The sequence below is a fragment of the Corynebacterium limaceinasi genome (genome assembly GCF_046717465.1).
Lineage (GTDB): Bacteria > Actinomycetota > Actinomycetes > Mycobacteriales > Mycobacteriaceae > Corynebacterium.
This window is the reverse complement of sequence record NZ_CP177100.1, coordinates 1,692,382-1,710,256: the sequence shown is the minus strand read 5'-3', so window position 1 is coordinate 1,710,256 and position 17,875 is coordinate 1,692,382. Positions and strand designations below refer to the sequence as shown.

The window sequence follows — 17,875 nt, the reverse complement described above, 5'->3', positions numbered from 1 at the left end:
CTCCTTCACCGAAATGAAGCGGAGCTTTCAGCTCAAGCAGGGTGGTACCGCGAGCCACTGGCCCGTCCCTGCATCAAGTTATAGCGTGAAGGAAGACAATGGTGAAAAAGATTTACCCCAAGGTCGATATGACCGGCGGCTCGAGCCGCTTCCCGGACATGGAAGAAGAAGTCCAGAAGTACTGGAAGCAGGACGATACGTTCCAGGCTTCTTTGGAAAAGACCAAGGACTGCCCCGAATACATCTTTTATGACGGCCCTCCCTTTGCCAATGGCCTGCCGCACTACGGCCACCTGTTGACCGGATACGTGAAGGATATCGTGCCGCGTTACCGCACGATGGCCGGAAATTACGTCCCCCGCGTCTTCGGCTGGGATACCCACGGCTTGCCCGCGGAGCTGGAGGCAGAAAAGCAGCTCGGGATCACCGATAAAGCCCAGATCGAGGACATGGGCCTGGACAAGTTCAACGAGTACTGCGCTAAGTCGGTGCTGGAATACACCGATGAGTGGGAAGATTACGTTAACCGCCAGGCGCGCTGGGTGGACTTTGATAATGGCTACAAGACCATGGATATCAACTTCATGGAATCGGTCATGTGGGCCTTCAAGGAGCTGTATGACAAGGGCCTAATCTACAAGGGCTTCCGCGTTCTGCCTTACTCTTGGGCGGAGCATACCTCCTTGTCCAACCAGGAAACGCGCTTGGATGATTCCTATAAGATGCGCCAGGATCCCACCTTGACTGTGACTTTCCCGGTCGCAGGTGCTCGCGAGGGCACCGCGGCGGAGAAGACATTGGCGGATTACCCCGCGCTTGCCGATGCCTCCTTCCTCGCCTGGACCACCACCCCCTGGACCCTGCCGTCCAACGAGGCGCTGGCGGTTCACCCGGAGGTCTCTTACGCACTATTTAAGGCCACCGACGGCGAATTCGCTGGCCGCACGTTCATCATGGCTGAAAACCTGCTGGGTACCCTGGAAAAGGAGCTGGGTGAGGCGCAGGTGCTGGGCACCTTCACCGGCGCGCAGCTTGAGGGCTTTAAGTACGAGCCGATCTTCGGATTTTTCCCAGACCTGCGCAATGCCTACCAGGTACTGTTGGCGGACTACGTCACCACCGAAGACGGTACGGGTGTTGTCCACCAGTCGCCCGCCTTTGGTGAAGACGATATGAATACCACCAACGAGTACGACATCGAGTTGGTGGTCCCAGTGGATGAGGACGGTAAGTTCACCTCCCAGGTGCCGCCGTACGAGGGTCAGCTGGTCTTCGATGCGAATAAGTCCATCATCAAGGACCTCAAGGCCGCTGGGCGAGTGGTGCGCCACGTCACCATCGAGCACTCCTACCCGCACTCTTGGCGCTCGGGCGAGCCGCTTATCTACATGGCGCTGCCCGCATGGTTTGTGAAGGTCACCGAATTCCGCGATCGCATGGTGGAGCTTAACCACAACAAGATCGAGTGGCTGCCGGAGCACATCCGCGATGGCCAATTTGGCAAGTGGCTGGAAGGCGCCCGCGACTGGAATATCTCCCGCACCCGCTACTGGGGCGCGCCCATCCCAGTGTGGATGTCCGATAATGACGAGTACCCGCGCATGGACGTCTACGGCTCTTTGGATGAGCTGGAGAGGGACTTCGGCAAGCGCCCGGAGTCGCTGCACCGCCCGCACATCGATGAGCTGACCCGCCCCAACCCGGATGATCCCACCGGTAAGTCCACGATGCGCCGCGTGCCGGACGTGCTGGACTGCTGGTTCGAATCCGGCTCCATGCCGTTTGCGCAAAAGCACTACCCGTTTGAAAATAAGGAGTGGTTTGAAACCCACTCGCCGGCGGACTTCATCGTGGAGTACTCCGGGCAAACCCGCGGTTGGTTCTACCTGCTGCACGTGCTGTCCACTGCGCTCTTTGATCGCCCGGCATTCAAGAAGGTCGTGGCCCACGGCATCGTCTTGGGCAATGACGGGCTTAAGATGTCCAAGTCCAAGGGCAACTACCCGGATGTCAACGAGGTCTTTGACCGCGATGGTTCCGATGCCATGCGCTGGTTCCTGATGTCCTCGCCCATCCTGCGCGGCGGCAACCTCATCGTTACCGAGCAGGGTATCCGCGAGGGCGTGCGCCAGGCGCTGCTTCCCATCTGGAATGCGTACACCTTCCTGCAGCTCTACGCCGAGCAGGAGGCGAAGTTCGATACGAGCTCCACGCACGTGCTCGACCGCTACATCCTGGCTAAGACCCACGACCTTGTGGCCAACGTCGATGCAGCGCTGGCGGGGACCGATATCGCCACCGCCACCGAAGAGGTGCGCCTTTTCGCTGACGTGCTGACCAACTGGTACGTCCGCCGCTCCCGCGATCGCTTCTGGGGCGGCGAGGATGCCAACCCGGAGGCCTTCAATACCCTCTACACCGTGTTGGAGACCACCACGTGCGTGGTTGCCCCGTTGCTTCCGCACGTCGCCGAGGTCATCTACCGCGGCCTGACCGGTGAGCGCTCCGTCCACCTGGCTGATTTCCCCAAGGCCGAGGACTACCCCGCGGATGCGGACCTGGTGTCTGCCATGGACGCTACCCGCGCGGTGGCATCGGCTGCGTCCTCGGTGCGCAAGGCCAATAAGCTGCGCAACCGCCTGCCGCTGCCGAAGCTCACCGTGGCCTTCGCGGGTTCGCAGAGCCTAGCGGACTTCGCCGACATCATCCGCGACGAGGTCAATGTCAAAGAGGTTGAGCTTACTGACGATGTCGATTCCGTCGGTACCTTCCAGGTGGTCTGCAACGCCAAGGTTGCCGGCCCGCGCTTGGGCAAGGATGTCCAGCGGGCCATCAAGAATCTTAAGGCGGGCAACTACGAGCGTCGCGGCGATGAGGTCGTGGTTGACGGGGACATCGTCTTGAGCCCTGAGGAATACACCGAGCGTTTGCAGGCGGCGAACCCGGACTCCACGGCCCGCATCGAGGGCCTGGATGGCCTCGTCGTCCTGGATACCGAGGTTACCGAAGAGCTCGAGGCCGAAGGCTGGGCCGCCGATGTCATCCGTGGCTTGCAGGATGCCCGCAAGAACTCCGGCTTCGACGTATCTGACCGCATCTCCGTGGTCCTTTCCGTGCCCGAAGAAAAGAAGGAGTGGGCGCTGCGTCACGCTGACACCATCGCTGGCGAGGTGCTGGCTACGGAGTTCTCCGTAGTCACCGAGCAGCTTGCCGATGCCCACGATATCCTCACCGGAGTCACCGCCACCGTAGCCAAGAACTAAGAGCACACAGGCTAAACGTTAAGCGGCCCGGCCGGATGCTATCTACAGCGTTCGACTGGGCCGCTTTGCGCACTTATCAATCGGTGGGTTCAATATGCGTAAGAATTAAAATAAAAGAAGAAATGGGGATGTGGACTTTGTTGTGGGGCTTGCTGGAGAAGCTGAAGTAATCGGTGGTCTCTGTTTAGCGAGGACGCCATTGTCAGCCTTGACATCATGTACGAAAGCCGTGTTCATTAAGTGATCTCGCACACTTTTTCGGGTATACACTTTTGGGTAAAAAGCAATATGGTTTACTAATCTTGCGTTTAAAAACGTAAATAGCACGATAGAGATCGTGTTATTCCGCTTTCTGCGGTGTCCGCCCGCGCTTTACATTTTTGAAAGCACATCGTGGCATACAGGGCCCGTAGTTCGAAGTACCCCTTGGAAGGTTCGTATGAAACTCAATAAGCGTGTTCTCGCTTCTGCAGCTATCTCTGCATCTCTCGTGGCTACCGCAGTTACCCCAGTTGCTTGGGCTACTGGTGAGCATCTTAACTGTGCACAGAACTTCCGAGCCGGCGTCGATTTCGATGCTGGCATCAATGCCAACGTTGCGGAGCATCTGCAGCGTAACTGCAAGTTGAGTGTGGGTCAGATCACTGAGCTAAGTGTTAGCGAAATGGCACAGACAGCTAGGGAACTCTTGGGGAAAGACAACACGCCTCTTTATTCTGAAGAAGAGTTGAAGCGTTTGTCACATTCTGAGGTTGTCAGGGAAGCGCGGATCAATGGCATTTCTTCCGACGATGATGGCAAGGGTCCTGCTGAAGGCGGACAGCAGTCAGAGGCTCCTCTAATGGTGAATGATGTCAAAGCAGGGGACAGGGAAATCACTGGCTCGGTGTTTTGCTCCCAGGTCAAAAGAAGACAGTTCAAGTTACTTTCCCAAACTTCAGGGCATTAACTACGGACCTACATCTTAAGGAAAATCTGCTGAGGAAGGTGGAGCCTCTAATGGTAAAGCTGTCACCTTTAAATTCGACGTTCCTGAAGGGATTAACCTAAAGGCAGGTGAAACACTACTCTTTAGTTCGCTATATGATTCCTTGGCTCCGGACGATAGCAAGAGCAAAGCCATACCAGTAGTTGTTAAACCTGCGGATGTGGCCGAGGAGGAAGGCCCAGATTCTGGGGACTCTGAAGGCGAATTCCCGTTCGCTGTTTCCGCGGAAGTAAATGACATCAAGGCAGGAGACAAAAAGGTTACCGGTAAGGTTCGTTTGTACCCAGGCCAAGAGGTGGAAATTGAGGCTTATTTCCCCGGCGGAAGGATTCAGACAACCGTCGTGAAGCTGGAGAAAAAGTCTGCACAGAAGGGCCAAGTTCCTGAAGGTGAGTTTGTCCCGTTTGAAATCGATGTACCTGCAGACGTCAAGTTAATGGCAGGTGACAAGGTATCCGTTTCTCCGATCCCTCATGTCACGGATCCGAAAACCGGTGAAAGCAACAGCGTAGGGCTCATTGTGAAGGCTGCTGATAAGGGCAGCGAGTCGCAACCCGACCAGACCTCTGGTAACGGTAATGGCAAGGGCAAAGAGGGAGGCAGCGGTTCCACAAAGCCGGCACAGCCATCGGTTCCGGGCGCTGATGATAGCCCTGGTGCTGGAGAAGGCAGCTCTAAGTTTGGCAAGGTCTTTGAAGTAATTCCTGGTTTGGGTGCTTTGGTGGAAGGTGTTGCCAAGTTCTTCAACAAGAACTCAGGCCTCGCTCGCCTCTTGCAACCGCTGCGTAACTTCTTCTCACTGTTTAAGTTCTAATCTCGTCTGAGTTAGTGGATTAGTGCGGGCTTGATGCGCGGACTAGGCTACCGACAGTGACTGAACCGGAGCCCTCCATGAGGAGGTGCTCCGGTTTCTGTGTTGTCTGGCCAAATGTTGCGGGACTTGGCCTAGCGCACTGGGCCGGGCAGGTGTGACGCGGGCTTGTTTTAGGGACCGGTAAGGCGGTACCAGGTACCGGGGTGGCGGTAGCCGCCCGGTAGCCGGTTTTACCCCCGCTTATCGTTTGGACCGTTGACGTTGCTTGAGCTGTTTGCTAAGTGTTCCCCTTTCTTCTTGGAAGTCGTCACGGGTGCGCATGTCTTCACCGATGAGGGTGAGTTTGCTGCCGTTGTTTGCAAGTCGGGATAGGACAGCGTCGGCGATCGCGTTTTCACTAAAGACGCTGTACCAGTATTCCGGCTCGTGCTGGCTGACGATGACGGTTGAGGAATGCTCCCGCTTGACCAGGAGGTTGAATACCTGGGCTAAGGCGAAGGCAGATACGTCCGTGGCCAGGAAGTCGTCGATGACCAACACAGCCGGCTTTGTCAGTTCCTCAAGGAGGGCTTTGCGCTCATAGGCAGCGTCGGCTGTGGCGTCGAACTCGTCGGCTAAGTCGGCGAGTCTAAAGTAGCGTGCGGTTAGTTTATGCCGGCACGCAGCCACGGCTAGGCCTTGGGCGAGGAAGCTTTTGCCGGTGCCGGTAGCTCCCACGATGGTTAGATCTCTGCCGTAGGTAATCCAGTCGCAGGTAGCTAACCGCTCAATACGGTCTGGAGTGATCCCTCGGTTGCTGTGTGCTTCAAAGCGTTCCAAAGCCGCAAGCGCGTTGGGTAGCTTGGCGGCTTTGACGAGTTTTTCGATTACTTTCGAATCACGTGCAGCTACCTGAGCATCGAGAGCTTCTTTGATCTTGTCTTCAAAGGAGTCCAAGTCACGACTGGGATCGTTGACGATCTCCTGCAGCGTCGTGGCAAACACACGCATCCCGCGAAGAGAACCGAGCAGTTCGAAGTCTTCATCGGTAAGAGCCATGGCTATACCTTCCATTCTTTATCAGTGAAGGCAAACGCCCCGGCCCCGCGTACATGCGACACAGAGTCCGGCGTGTCCGCCGTGGGCTGTTGGCGGTGCGCACGCGTAGTGTCGATGGCCGTCGACAGTGGTACATCGGTGGGCAAATACGCCTGTGCTGCGGCCTGTTTTAGATCCTTGAGCTCTTGGGCTACTTTGTTGACGCTGGGGACTGCTTTGCGCGATAACAGCTGACCACAGGCTTGTTCGAGTTCGATTCGGGAGTAATCCTTCGATAGGTTCAGTACGCCCAGAACGCTAGAATATGCTTGGGCTTCGACTTTACGAGCGTTAAACATCTGGCCGATGAGCTGTGCTGTCGCGGTCCCAATACTTTTCGCCCAGTCTTCCAAGCGTTGCCGGTTCCACTGGGTGTTTAAGTCCTTATGGTTGTCGGGGACATGCTCATCCAAGGTGGAGTAGCCATAATTAGCAGGGGCAATACGATGTGAAGCAACAATCTCACCGTCGTAGAAGACATCCAGATAGTCATCAAAAAGTTGCACGTCGACGAACTTGCCCGCTAGCTTCCACGGCACTGAATACCAGTGATTGGCGATCCGGATGTGGTAGTTCATTGCGACCTTGGACTTCTTCCACCGCGACCACGACCACCGCCGGTCGGGCAATGGGCGCAGCAGCTGTTGCTCATGGTCTTCAAACAACTGGCGACGAGAGATATCCTGCCCGCGGAAGGGACGGCGATCGTTGATGAAATCGCTTTGGTCCTCGAGGGCCTTATTGAGCATGTCGAAACTGTAGAACTCCTGGTCGTCGAGGTATTCCACGCACCATTGCTGGGCAATATCCACGGCCTTTTCAACATTCGCCTTATACCGCGGCCGGTAGCCTTTCGCCGCAGTAATACCTATCTGATAGAAATCGGCAAATGTAGAATACTCCGCAACCGGGATACGCCCCCGCAGCCCACAGGAAATCTGTTGCGTGGCTGTGAGCGCGTTATCCGGGATCAACCGCAGCGGACAACCACCGAAATACTCCAAAGCCGCACGGTGGGCTAAAAGCCACGACCGCATTTTTTGATCCGGCCACGCCGATACATGCATCATTCCTGAGTGCGGCAATGAAGCTACAAACAAGTGCGCGGTAACCCGCTGGCCTGAGACAGGATCCACAACGACCATTCCATCGCCCGACCAGTCCACCATGAGCTCGTCACCGGGATCGTGATTCAGTTGCGCTGACAGCTGATGAACATCGACATAATGCTCAAACAGCGAACAGTACTGTCGATACGAATAATGACGCTGACCAGTACCAACAGGGAACTCCAGGTACTTGGCGTGCGCGACTTTCAACGTCACGCGCTTGCCAGAGACCATCCGCTCAGCAACCTTTTTGAAATCCGGTGCGAGGAACTCCGCATCGTTGCGACGCCGGTTATCCGGAAATAGCTCCTCTAACTGGGCATTCGACAATCCAGCAATCCCACGAGCATCGAGTCGATGGTCCCTTACAACGCGACTGGCCTTATCAATCGTCGACTTCGAGACCCCTAAATCGGCTCGAATCTGGTTCCAGGAACGATTCCCGGCAACCAAGGCAAACATGATGGCACGGTAATCCGTCACCACCATCACTCCTTCCACGTGAACGCGACCCACGCGTACACACTGCGTGGGCCGTCCACTAAAGAGTGCCTAAAAACTACCCCCGGTACCCGATATCCGCACCGGTCGGTACTCGATACCGCCCTACCGGTACTAAATAGCGTCGCGCGTCACAGGTGGGCGCGCCAGCCGTGAATCACGTTGATGAGGCAGCATGCGGCGAGAAGGGAGCCGATGAGGAATAGCGCCGTGAAGCCAATGTAGGGGGCTAGGGCGCTGAAGGCCATGGGAATAAAGAAGCCGGTATAGGACACGGAATAGAACACGGCGGTAAGGCCGGCGAGGTCATCTTTTCCGGCGATGCGCTGGACCTCGGAAAGGCCGGCGACAAGTGCTAGGCCGTAGCCGGCGCCCATGACGGCGGCGCTGGTGATACCGAGCGGGAGGGAAAGCGTGCGCGCGGCGATGGCGCCGAAGATGGTGCCGGCGGTAATGACGGCCATGGCAACGGCGGAGGCCCGGGCGGAGCGGTGGGTATCGATGACCTTGCCAAACATTTGGATGCCGACGCCGCAGCCCAGCGTAATGACGGTCATGAGGCCGGAAAAGGCGATGGGGGCATCGCCGGCGGAATCGGAAAGCAGCTGGGGCAAGAGGGCATAGGCAGCACCCGCGCAGCCGAATACCCAGGGGGCTACGGGAAGGACGATGCGGGAAAAACGGCGGTGCGCGGCAGAAGGAATGTGCAGCATGTGCAACATATCGCGGATGCTTAAATCCAGGAACGTGTCCTTGACGGTTGCGCCGCGGGGCGGGCGGGTCTCAGGGGTCTTCAACAGCCACACCGCGGTAATAACGGTGAGCAGGATGTGCAAGACATAGGCCAAGTGGGTGGGCCACGGGCCCCATTGCGCCAACACCGAGGCCAGGGCGGCGCCGATAAGGAAGCCCACGGTAAGGCACATCGATGCCTTTCGGGGACCTGCGGCGGGGTCACCGCCGGAGCGGGTGATGAGCTCGGAAATCCAGGTGGAGCCGACCGCCATGACGATGCCCAGCGCCAGGCCACACAGCACGCGGCCGGCGGCGATGATGAGGGGTTCTTCGGGCGCGATGGACAGCAGGAACGACCCGGCCAGGGAGAGCGGTGCGGCGGGCAGCATCGTGGGGCGGCGGCCGATATAGTCCGACAGTGGCCCGGAGATAAGCAGTGCGGGCACGATGCCGATGACGTAGGCCGCCAGGAGGCCGTTGACGGTGACCTGCGAGAAGTGGGATTGCTCGCGGTACATCACGAGCAGGGGAGTAAATTCATTGCCACCCCAGGCAACGGCCACCATGCTGCCTGCAACGGGTAACCAGTCGCGATTGGCGGGGTCTTGACTCATAGTTGATCCTTCGAATTTTTCAGGTGCGAGCGGAGTGCAGAAAGGTAGGCGGGCAGGTTGGCGGTGCGGAGGGCATCGGCAAGCACGCGGTGCTGATCGACGAACGCGCGGGCCCGCGCCACATTGCGCCCGATGGCGGTGGCGGTAAAGCGCTGCTGGCGCTCGCGCAGCTGGTAGCCAACATTGGCCAGCAGGCTATTGCCGGCGCTATCCATGATGATTTGGTGGAATTGGGCATCCAGGCGCGTGTATTCGCGGAGATCCTCGGCATCCAAAGCGGCGTCTTGGGCCGCAATGTTTTCTTGCAGGCGCTTGGCGATGCCCCCACGTTCTGCCTCGCCTAGCTCGCAGATCTTTTCGGCACTGTGGGCATCGACAAGCAGGCGAGCCTCGTAGACCTCCCGGATTTCTTGGGGGCTAATTGGCACAACCAGCGCGCCGCGCTTGGGATAAAGCTGCAAAAAGCCCTCGAGCTCCAGGCGCAGGAAAGCCTCGTGAGCCGGGGTCCGGCTGACTCCTACCTCGGCCGCGAGCGCGGCTTCTGACAGCATTTGCGTGGAATCGATGGTGCCGTCGATGATCCTTTCTTTAACCAATTCATAAACCCGCTCCGCGGCAGGCTGCATGCTTGTATCGCTCATGCATACATCTTGCATACAAGTTAGTTTAAGCGTCAACCTATTCCCAATTCCGGGGTTGGCGTGGCTTAGACTGGAGGGCATGCAACGTTGGGTCTTACACATCGATATGGATGCGTTTTTCGCCTCCGTCGAGCAACTGACCCGACCGACTTTGCAGGGCCGGCCGGTGCTCGTCGGTGGGGTTGGCGGCCGCGGGGTCGTCGCCGGCGCGTCCTATGAGGCGCGCGAGTACGGCGCGCACTCGGCGATGCCGATGTATCGCGCCCAGCAATTGGTGGGCCTGCGCGCGGTGGTGGTCAGCCCGCGCCGGGCGGTGTATTCGGCGGCCTCGCGCCGGGTATTTGAGATCATTTCTCAGCACGTCGAGGTCATCGAGCAGCTATCCATCGATGAGGCCTTTATGGAGCCAGAGGCGCTGGTGGGTGCGACGGCGGACGAGGTACAACAGTGGGCGGACGGCCTGCGCGCGCTCATCCGCGAGGAAACGGGCCTGCCGTGTTCCATCGGTGCGGGCTCCGGCAAGCAATTTGCCAAGATCGGCTCCGGTGAAGCCAAACCCGATGGCACCTATGTCATCCCAGCGGAAAAGCAGCTGGAGATGCTCCATCCGCTCGCGGTGGGGAAGCTGTGGGGCGTCGGGCCGGTTACGGAGGCCAAGCTCAAGGGCATCGGGGTGGAGACCATCGGCGCGCTGGCCGCCATGACCCAAAAGGAGGTGGAAATCTCCATCGGCAGCGTCGTCGGATTGCAGCTGTGGCAGCTGGCGCAAGGCATCGACGATAGGGAAGTGGCACCGCGCGCGATTTCCAAGCAGATCTCCACGGAGCATACCTATTCCAAGGACCTGCTGACGGTACCGGATGTGGATGCGGCGATTACCCGCGCGGCCGAGGGCGCGCATCGCCGCCTGCTTAAAGATGGCCGCGGCGCGCGAACCGTGACGGTCAAGCTGCGAATGGCAGATTTCCACATCGAATCGCGCTCGACCACCCTGGCCTATGCCACCGATGACCTAGAGGTATTGACTGCCGCCGCCTTCAAGCTGGCCCGCTACCCGGATGAGCTGGGCCCCATCCGCCTGGTGGGGGTGAGCTATTCCGGGCTGGAAGCCGCGCGCCAAGACGTACTGTTTCCGGAGCTCGACCGCGAAATCGTGCGGCCCGTGCTGCCGGATAGCGACTATGAAACGGGCGTGAGCGATGACTCCCCGCCACCGGCGCCGACCACCGTCGTGGTCGAAGACGATGTGGAGGATCAGTGGCGCGCCACCCAAGACGTCTACCACCCGGATTTTGGCCACGGGTGGATCCAGGGCACCGGGCACGGGGTGGTCAGCGTGCGTTTTGAAACCCGTTCGACCGGGCCTGGCCGCACTAAATCCTTCGCCGCTAGCGACCCAGAGTTGGTGCCGGCCGACCCGCTCGATTCCTTAGACTGGCAGGACTGGCTGGAAACCCAAGACTAGATAGCAACATAGCGCTTGGGATCAGGGTTTTGCCGGAATACCTCGGCAGGATTCGTGCCTGTGGCCAGCGCTGCGGCCAAAAGAATACGCGCCTGGCTGGGCCTGAAGGCCCCCGCGTTGATCGCGCCCAGGCTGCGCAGGCTCGCGCCGCCGCCATCGCCGCCATAGGACATCGCGGTCGCGCCGTACGGGGTGCGGGTGGAAATGACGACGGGGAGGTCGTCGCTGAGGGCATCGGCAAGCGCGCGGCCCATATCCCCACTCATATTGCCCGCGCCCATGGCCTCGATGACGAGGCCGGCGGCGGAAGTGCGGGCGGCATCGACAAGCACGCGCCCCGCGCCGGGGTAGGCAGGGATGATTTCTACCGGGTGCGGCGCCAAGGGCTGCGGCTGCAGCCGCGGGGTGGCATCCGGGACCCGCAGGGACTCAAAAGCGCGCAGGTCGAAGGTGTGCTGCTTGCGGGCCCCGCGCGCCGGGATGGTCATGCCGCCAAAGCGGATGAAGACGCCGGGCTGCCCGCTGCGGGCGAGCTCGCGCGCATCGTGGAGATTGCGCGGGCCATCCGGGTGCGGGTGATCGTAGGAGCGCTGCGCGCCGGTGAGCACGATGGGCGTATCGTCGGCGCAAAAAATTTCCAGCGCCATCGCCGTCTCCTCCATGGAATCGGTGCCGTGGGTGATGATGACGCCGTCGATGTCCGCGCGGGCGGTCTGCTCGTTGACTACCGCGATGAGCTCGTCGAGGTCCGCGAGCGTAATAGAAGAGGAATCGAGCTGGCGAAATTCCACCACTTCGGCGTCGATATCGGCCGCGAGCTGCGCGCCGGTGACGGTGGGGACGAGGGAACCATCCCACACAGTGGTGCAGGCAATCGTGCCGCCGGTGGCGATGAGGGCGAGGTTAGTCATGCTTCCCAGAATAAAAGAAGACGCGCCGAGGCGGCAGGCGCGGACCAGAAAAGCTGGTGCAAATGTAAACTGATGGGAGTTTATACCCCAGACGTGAGGAGTGAGAAGTGAAATTCCGCAAATTTGGTGCCGCGTGCCTCGCATTGAGCGCGGCGGCCGCCCTGTCCGCCTGCTCTTCTGATGACGAGCAAGAAGACACCACCAAGAACAGTGAATCCAGCGAATCCGCGTCCGCTGACGGCGACTCCGCGGCCCCCGCACGGCCAACCGCCGCCGATTTGAACGCCATCCTGGCAAAGGCCACGGATCCGGAGGCATCGCAGGAAGAAAAGACCGCCACCGTGGAAGGCGGCGAATCCGCCCCGGAGATCTTTGACACCATGGCGCGCTCTAAGGAGGAATCCGGCGCGGAGTTCGCGGTCGTGGATCCGGTTTTGCCCGGCTATGACCCGCAGTCCGTGCTGACCACGGTGAATTTCTCCACGGCCGATGGCCAGGAGCAGACCGCGGACCAGGTGGAGTTCATTTATCAGGACGGCACCTGGAAGCTATCGAAGACCTGGGCCTGCACGCTGATCCAAAACACGGTGCCGCCTGAGCAGGTGCCGGAGATGTGCGCCGATACCGGTGCGGGCGCGCTGCCTGCCGATGAGGGCGACGGCGCACCAGCCCAGGGCGATGCCCCCGCGGCCGGCGCAGAACAGGCGCCTGCCGAAGCTCCCGTAGAGGCCCCCGCCGAGTAAGTCCTGTTACTCGGAAAACGCCAGCTCCGTCAGGCTTGATTGCACGACGCGCAGGTCTGAATCGGCGGTGCCGTAGGTTACCTTCGTATCGAAGGAGACGTCACCGCCCACGGGGAGCGGTTTCGTTAGATCTACCGTGATGCTGCCCGAGGAGTTGGTGGAAGAATCCAGCACGTCGAGTTCCTTATCTTCTAACTCCGTGCCCTCGGCCTGACCTTCGAAGGATAATGCGCCCAGGGTGGGGCGTTGTTCCACCTCGACGGATAGCGTGACGCGGTCACCATCGATGGACTTGACCGTATAGCGGGTCGTCTGCAAGAGCGTGGATTCCCCTGTCACGCGCGAATCTACCGTCCACGTCGCGCCGGTGCCCACCTCTTCTTCCGGAAAGACGATGGGCAGCGCGGTCAGCTTCATGATCGCCTGTTCGACGGTGCCGCGCGCCTCATCGCTCGCCTCCTGCGGGGCGGCCAAGCGCAGGGAATTCATCTGGCCGTTGTCTTGGCCGCGCCAGCCAAATTGGAACCCGTCAGCGGAAGAGACATCGGTATCGCCGGAGTATTCCGGATCCCCTGCGGTGACAAACGCGTTGCGCGAGGCCGGCAATTGGTCCTCGACGTCCTCGGTGGCTTTATCCACGGAAGCTGAAAGCGGCAGGGTAGTGGTCTCCTTATCCACGTCGGCGGCCTGGAAATCGGCCGCGGCGGATTTATTCAGCAAATCCTGCGAAAATCCCTCCGTGGCGCGGTAGGTTACCTCCTGCGAGGAATCGATGTCGTGATATTCCAGCAATTTCTTCTCACCGGTTCCGGCCTCTTCGACGGTCAGGCGCGGGGCATCGATAGTCAGGCCGACGGGCTGTTCCACGGCGGGGCCGGGGGTCTCATAAGAACAGGCGCTTAGCGCTACGGCGACGGCGGAAAGGGCTGTAAAAACTTTGACTCGAAACACGCTTACCAAAATACCGGACGCTCCTGATTAGAATGATGTGGGTGAGCCAAAAACGAAGGAGTCAGACAGGTCTTATCGCCGCGGTGGTCATCGCCGTGGCGGTTGTGGATCAAGCCGTAAAACAACTTATGCTGACCGTCCTGACGGAGGGTGTGCCGCACTATGTCATCGGGGACTGGTTCAGGTTTACCCTGCTCTTTAACCCGGGCGCGGCGTTTTCCATCGGCGGCGAGGGATCGACCTGGCTGTTTACCACCATTCAATTGGCGTTCGTCCTAGGTGTGGCCATCGCCGCCCCGCGCATCCACAATACGGGCCAGGCGCTGGGGCTGGCGCTCATTGCTGGCGGGGCATTGGGCAATTTTGCGGACCGCATCTTCCGCGACCCGGGCTTCTGGTTCGGGCACGTCGTGGACTATATCTCGGTCGGCTCGTTCGCGGTCTTTAATATCGCAGATGCGGCCATTACCTGCGGCGTCGTCATCTTCATCGGCGCCATGCTGCTCGCGGAACGGAGGGCGGAAAATGAATAGGCAATTGCGCAGTTTTCCCATTCCAGAGGGGTTGGAGGGCATGCGTGCCGATGCCGCGCTGGCCAAGCTCCTTGGCCTCTCGCGCTCGGCCACTGCCCAGCTCTGCGCCGAAGGCGGGGTCACCGTAGATTCGCAGGAGCTGGGTAAATCCGAGCGCCTAGCTTCCGGCCAGGTGGTTTCGGTGCTGCTCCCGGAGCCGGAAAAACCCCTGCTGCCGCGCGAGGAGTTGGTAGAGGGCATGGACGTTTTATATAGCGACGCCGATATCATCTGCGTGCACAAACCAGTGGGCGTCGCCGCGCACCCGAGCGTGGGCTGGGATGGTCCGACGGTCATCGGTGGGCTGCGTGCGGCAGGGTATAACGTGGCCTCGCTTGGCCCTACCGAGCGCCAGGGCATAGTCCACCGCCTGGATGTGGGCACCTCCGGGGTCATGGTCGTGGCTTCCTCCGGGCGCGCCTATTCGGCACTCAAGCATGCGTTTAAGCACCGGACCGTGAAAAAGACCTATCACGCGGTGGTCCAGGGCCTGCCCGATCCGATTGAAGGCACCATCGATGCGCCCATCGGCAGGCACCCGAAGTCGGGCTGGAAATTCGCCGTGCTTGACGATGGCAAGGCCGCGGTCACCCATTACCGCCTCATCGAGGCCTTTCGCGAGGCCAGCCTCATCGAGGTGCACCTGGAAACCGGCCGCACCCACCAAATCCGCGTCCACATGTCCGCCACCGGGCATCCCTGCGTTGGCGATCCCATGTACGGCTCGAACCCGCAACTTTCTGCCCGCCTAGGACTCGAGCGCCAGTGGCTGCATGCGGTGCAGCTGGGCTTTACCCACCCCGGCACCGGAAAGTGGTTCGAAGCCCGCGCGCCGTACCCCGATGACCTGCAACAGGCCCTGGAGCGCCTGCAGGGATGAGGAAGTTTTATCGGCGGCGCCGCCTAGCGGCCTTGGCGCTGGTGCTGGTGGCGATCGTGGTGGCCCTGGTGCTTTTTGGCACGCTGGGCACGCAGGCATCCACGCGGGTGCAAGGCGATCAGCTAGGCCCGGATGGGGAGTCCCGCGCGGAGTATATTGAGCGCGTCAATTCCATGGACATCGATCCGGATGCCACCACGTATGCGCTGGTCACCTTCGATACCGAGTTGCCCCCCGTCGCCGTGGCCGCCGCCTTGACTGATATTCCGCGCATGGACGCCATCCTCATGGGCTCGACCGCGCCCATCGCGGTGCCGGAGCCCGTTGCCGGCGAGGATCGCGCCGCGGTGATTAACCGCACCTTCGATCGCATCGGCGCCTCCTACGGCCAGCGCCCCAGCGCGGTGAGCGCCGCCGTGGTGTGGGGCACGGGCACTCAGCTTGCCGATGTCGCCTCCCTCCCCGCCGTCGCCGCTGTCGAGCCCGCGCCTGCCGATGCCGCCTGGGGCAGCTTCGCCGTGCGCCCACCCAGCTAAATTTGCCATCCTGAACGCTTCGCCGCGCGGGATGCAGGGGTGGCGGCTTAGCATCGGGGGCATGGAACACATTCGGGCATATATTGCGGCTTTAAACTCGGCGATGGATATCCTCGCCGAGGCCGCCGATATGCCCGCCTCCGAGCTGACGGCCGCCGGCATGCCGGATGCCGCCGCCGCGTCGATAGCCCACCTTTCCCAGATCTATTTCGGGCCGACCAGCTTTACGCGCCGCCAGCGCCGAGCGGTCGAGGGGGCGCGCCGCAATGGGCATTCGCTGCCGACGTTGGAGGTCATCGAAAAATACGCCCGTCGCGCGCCCACCCAAGCCCGGGCCTGGGCCCTGCGCGCGGAGCTTGCCCAGGTATCGGCCGATACTCAGGCGATGGACAAGCTCGCCCGCAAGAAGGTGCGCGCGCTGCGCCCGCCGCGCGAACCCAAACCAGGCGTTAGGCTGCGCCGCCGCGCCGCCGGCAAACCATGGACGCTGACGATTACGGGCAGTTCCAACCTCGTCGCGGAGCTGCATAACCAAGCAGGCACGCTTGCCGATGTCGCCGCCCTCTTCCACTCCGGCGCCTCCACCTCCACCGTGCGCACCAACGTGGTAATCCCGCTGGATAAGCTGAGCGCCGTTGTGCAGGGCGATAAAGACGTGACGGTCACCATGACCAACGGCGCGCAGATAAGCGGCGCCGAGCTGGCCCAGCGCGCGATGGCGGAGGAAGGCTTTATCACCCTAATCCACCCCGTGGAGGGGCCGGTGAACCTGTACCGCATGCGGCGCGGGGCAACGTGGAAGCAATTTATGATGGCTGCCGCTGAAAACCCCGTCTGCCCGGTGCGCGGGTGCCACCGCCCAGCCGATGAATGCCAGGTTCACCACATCTATAGCTGGGCCGGCGGCGGCTGGACCAATGCCAAGAACCTCACCGTAGCGTGCCCGCACCACAACGGCCGCAATGACGACGACCGCGCGGCCCGCCCCCGCAATGGCCGGTTCGAGCGCGTGCACGGCGGCGTGCGGTGGATTAAACCCTGGCAGCCGCCACCGCCGGACCTTGTTGATACTGGCCCCAGTTAACCCACGGCTTTGGGCCCAAGGCCCGCCCCTCGGCGGCGACCATTACGCGCCGTTTTCCTGCGCGCGCAACCATTTCGCATTCTCCCGCGCCGCGCACTCTTGCGCGGCGCGCTTTGGCGAACGCGAATGAGATCCGCAATGTAGATGCTGACCGCTACGCCGATGATGCCGAAACCAATCCACCGGTGCGTGGAGAAGTGCTCTTGGGTGACAAAGAGCGCCCACAGCATCTGCATGATGGGGGTGAGGTATTGGAGCATGCCGATCGTCGACAAGCGCAGCGTCCGCGCGCCTTGGGCAAAGCACAATAGTGGCAGCGCGGTGATCAGGCCGGCGCTGATTAAGAGCAGCATGTGTGGCGTGCCTTCCGAAGTGAACGTGCCGTGGCCCGCCTGCTCGATCCACACGATATAGGCGATGGCAACGGGGAGACCACCAAAGCCTCCGCCGCGACCGAGACCGCTGCCGATACCCGCACCTGCTTCTTGATAAGCCCGTAGATGCCAAACGATGCCGCCAACAGCAGCGAGATATACGGCGCCTGGCCGGTAAAGAAGGTCAGATACAGCACCGGGATTGCCGCCACGGCGACGGTGGTCGCCTGCCATGGGCGCAGCTGCTCCTTTAAGAAGATCATGCCGAGCGCCACCGATACCAGGGGATTGATGAAATAGCCTAAAGCGGCATCGGCCACGTGATCGGTATTAATCGCCAGCACATAGGTGCCCCAGTTGACCGTGATAAATACGCCCCCGGCGGCAAGCCAGCCCCACGTGCGCTTGTCCATGCGGACCAATTCGCGCCAGCCACCGCTGAATACTAAAAATGCCGTGACGATAACCGCGGTCCACAACACGCGGTGGGCGAGGATTTTTAGCGGCGTGGCCGGCAGCAGGAGCGGGAAGAACGCGGGGAAGAACCCCCACATGATGTATGCGGCAAGCGTGTAGATCATCACCGCATAATATCGTCATCTTGACCGCCCCGCTAA

15 protein-coding genes and 1 pseudogene are annotated in these 17,875 nt (G+C 60.7%); 9 read left to right on the top strand and 7 right to left on the bottom strand.

Going from position 1 to position 17,875, the window contains the following annotated elements; genetic code table 11:
- The first annotated feature begins 98 nt into the window (after positions 1-98).
- From ileS to ACLI1Q_RS08310, 3 genes are all read left to right on the top strand, one after another.
- The gene (ileS, locus tag ACLI1Q_RS08320; RefSeq protein WP_239269922.1) at positions 99-3,263 is read left to right on the top strand and encodes an isoleucine--tRNA ligase; all 3,165 of its coding nucleotides are present in this window, start codon (positions 99-101) and stop codon (positions 3,261-3,263) included.
- Positions 3,264-3,702: 439 nt separating this feature from the next.
- Positions 3,703-4,212: a hypothetical protein gene (locus tag ACLI1Q_RS08315; protein WP_239269921.1), complete on the top strand. Its 510-nt coding sequence runs from the start codon at positions 3,703-3,705 to the stop codon at positions 4,210-4,212.
- A gap of 142 nt (positions 4,213-4,354) precedes the next feature.
- Positions 4,355-5,065 carry a hypothetical protein gene (locus ACLI1Q_RS08310; protein ID WP_239269920.1) on the top strand — a complete coding sequence of 237 codons (711 nt, stop codon included), beginning with the start codon at positions 4,355-4,357 and terminating at the stop codon, positions 5,063-5,065.
- 240 nt (positions 5,066-5,305) lie between these two features.
- Here the strand turns inward: ACLI1Q_RS08310 and ACLI1Q_RS08305 are convergent, their stop codons facing one another.
- From ACLI1Q_RS08305 to ACLI1Q_RS08290, 4 genes are all read right to left on the bottom strand, one after another.
- Complete coding sequence (locus tag ACLI1Q_RS08305; protein ID WP_349837246.1) at positions 5,306-6,103, bottom strand: ATP-binding protein; 798 nt, start codon at positions 6,101-6,103, stop codon at positions 5,306-5,308.
- 2 nt (positions 6,104-6,105) lie between these two features.
- The gene (gene istA / locus ACLI1Q_RS08300) at positions 6,106-7,740 is read right to left on the bottom strand and encodes an IS21 family transposase (protein ID WP_239275901.1); all 1,635 of its coding nucleotides are present in this window, start codon (positions 7,738-7,740) and stop codon (positions 6,106-6,108) included.
- A gap of 143 nt (positions 7,741-7,883) precedes the next feature.
- On the bottom strand, positions 7,884-9,101 hold the full coding sequence (locus ACLI1Q_RS08295; RefSeq protein ID WP_239269956.1) for an MFS transporter: 1,218 nt from the start codon (positions 9,099-9,101) through the stop codon (positions 7,884-7,886).
- Positions 9,098-9,742, bottom strand: coding sequence for a GntR family transcriptional regulator (locus tag ACLI1Q_RS08290; RefSeq protein ID WP_239269957.1), 645 nt, complete (start codon positions 9,740-9,742; stop codon positions 9,098-9,100). Before ACLI1Q_RS08290 ends, ACLI1Q_RS08295 begins: the two co-directional genes overlap by 4 nt.
- A 79-nt stretch (positions 9,743-9,821) precedes the next feature.
- On the opposite strand from ACLI1Q_RS08290, the gene ACLI1Q_RS08285 reads away from it, so the two are divergent.
- Positions 9,822-11,207 carry a DNA polymerase IV gene (locus ACLI1Q_RS08285; RefSeq protein WP_239269958.1) on the top strand — a complete coding sequence of 462 codons (1,386 nt, stop codon included), beginning with the start codon at positions 9,822-9,824 and terminating at the stop codon, positions 11,205-11,207.
- On the opposite strand, the gene ACLI1Q_RS08280 is transcribed toward ACLI1Q_RS08285, so the two are convergent.
- On the bottom strand, positions 11,204-12,118 hold the full coding sequence (locus tag ACLI1Q_RS08280) for an asparaginase (protein WP_239269959.1): 915 nt from the start codon (positions 12,116-12,118) through the stop codon (positions 11,204-11,206). The two genes, ACLI1Q_RS08285 and ACLI1Q_RS08280, sit on opposite strands and share 4 nt — an antisense overlap.
- 107 nt (positions 12,119-12,225) lie before the next feature.
- On the opposite strand from ACLI1Q_RS08280, the gene ACLI1Q_RS08275 reads away from it, so the two are divergent.
- Positions 12,226-12,861 (top strand): hypothetical protein, encoded by a 636-nt coding sequence (locus ACLI1Q_RS08275; RefSeq protein ID WP_239269960.1) that lies wholly within the window; start codon positions 12,226-12,228, stop codon positions 12,859-12,861.
- Positions 12,862-12,867: 6 nt separating this feature from the next.
- Here ACLI1Q_RS08275 and ACLI1Q_RS08270 read toward each other — a convergent pair whose 3' ends face one another.
- A complete protein-coding gene (locus ACLI1Q_RS08270) occupies positions 12,868-13,812 on the bottom strand; it encodes a hypothetical protein (RefSeq protein ID WP_239269961.1) in 945 nt (314 codons plus the stop codon).
- 32 nt (positions 13,813-13,844) lie between these two features.
- Here ACLI1Q_RS08270 and lspA point away from each other — a divergent pair, with 32 nt between their 5' ends.
- From lspA to ACLI1Q_RS08250, 4 genes are all read left to right on the top strand, one after another.
- The gene (gene lspA / locus ACLI1Q_RS08265; RefSeq protein ID WP_023023023.1) at positions 13,845-14,345 is read left to right on the top strand and encodes a signal peptidase II; all 501 of its coding nucleotides are present in this window, start codon (positions 13,845-13,847) and stop codon (positions 14,343-14,345) included.
- Complete coding sequence (locus ACLI1Q_RS08260) at positions 14,338-15,264, top strand: RluA family pseudouridine synthase (protein ID WP_005278479.1); 927 nt, start codon at positions 14,338-14,340, stop codon at positions 15,262-15,264. Before lspA ends, ACLI1Q_RS08260 begins: the two co-directional genes overlap by 8 nt.
- On the top strand, positions 15,261-15,800 hold the full coding sequence (locus ACLI1Q_RS08255; protein WP_239269962.1) for a hypothetical protein: 540 nt from the start codon (positions 15,261-15,263) through the stop codon (positions 15,798-15,800). The genes ACLI1Q_RS08260 and ACLI1Q_RS08255 overlap by 4 nt, the downstream gene beginning before the upstream one ends.
- Positions 15,801-15,861: 61 nt before the next feature.
- Positions 15,862-16,884 carry an HNH endonuclease signature motif containing protein gene (locus ACLI1Q_RS08250; protein ID WP_239269963.1) on the top strand — a complete coding sequence of 341 codons (1,023 nt, stop codon included), beginning with the start codon at positions 15,862-15,864 and terminating at the stop codon, positions 16,882-16,884.
- Here the strand turns inward: ACLI1Q_RS08250 and rarD are convergent.
- Positions 16,881-17,839: pseudogene (gene rarD / locus ACLI1Q_RS08245) on the bottom strand (EamA family transporter RarD). The gene ACLI1Q_RS08250 and the pseudogene rarD overlap by 4 nt on opposite strands.
- Positions 17,840-17,875 lie beyond the last annotated feature (36 nt).

Excerpts from the sequence above, each read along its gene's own strand:
- ileS (WP_239269922.1), top strand. The coding sequence starts at position 99 with ATGGTGAAAAAGATTTACCCCAAGGTCGATATGACCGGCGGCTCGAGC.
- ACLI1Q_RS08315 (WP_239269921.1), top strand. The coding sequence starts at position 3,703 with ATGAAACTCAATAAGCGTGTTCTCGCTTCTGCAGCTATCTCTGCATCT.
- ACLI1Q_RS08305 (WP_349837246.1), bottom strand. The coding sequence starts at position 6,103 with ATGGCTCTTACCGATGAAGACTTCGAACTGCTCGGTTCTCTTCGCGGG.
- istA (WP_239275901.1), bottom strand. The coding sequence starts at position 7,740 with ATGGTGGTGACGGATTACCGTGCCATCATGTTTGCCTTGGTTGCCGGG.
- ACLI1Q_RS08295 (WP_239269956.1), bottom strand. The coding sequence starts at position 9,101 with ATGAGTCAAGACCCCGCCAATCGCGACTGGTTACCCGTTGCAGGCAGC.
- ACLI1Q_RS08290 (WP_239269957.1), bottom strand. The coding sequence starts at position 9,742 with ATGAGCGATACAAGCATGCAGCCTGCCGCGGAGCGGGTTTATGAATTG.
- ACLI1Q_RS08285 (WP_239269958.1), top strand. The coding sequence starts at position 9,822 with ATGCAACGTTGGGTCTTACACATCGATATGGATGCGTTTTTCGCCTCC.
- ACLI1Q_RS08280 (WP_239269959.1), bottom strand. The coding sequence starts at position 12,118 with ATGACTAACCTCGCCCTCATCGCCACCGGCGGCACGATTGCCTGCACC.
- lspA (WP_023023023.1), top strand. The coding sequence starts at position 13,845 with ATGATGTGGGTGAGCCAAAAACGAAGGAGTCAGACAGGTCTTATCGCC.
- ACLI1Q_RS08260 (WP_005278479.1), top strand. The coding sequence starts at position 14,338 with ATGAATAGGCAATTGCGCAGTTTTCCCATTCCAGAGGGGTTGGAGGGC.
- ACLI1Q_RS08255 (WP_239269962.1), top strand. The coding sequence starts at position 15,261 with ATGAGGAAGTTTTATCGGCGGCGCCGCCTAGCGGCCTTGGCGCTGGTG.
- ACLI1Q_RS08250 (WP_239269963.1), top strand. The coding sequence starts at position 15,862 with ATGGAACACATTCGGGCATATATTGCGGCTTTAAACTCGGCGATGGAT.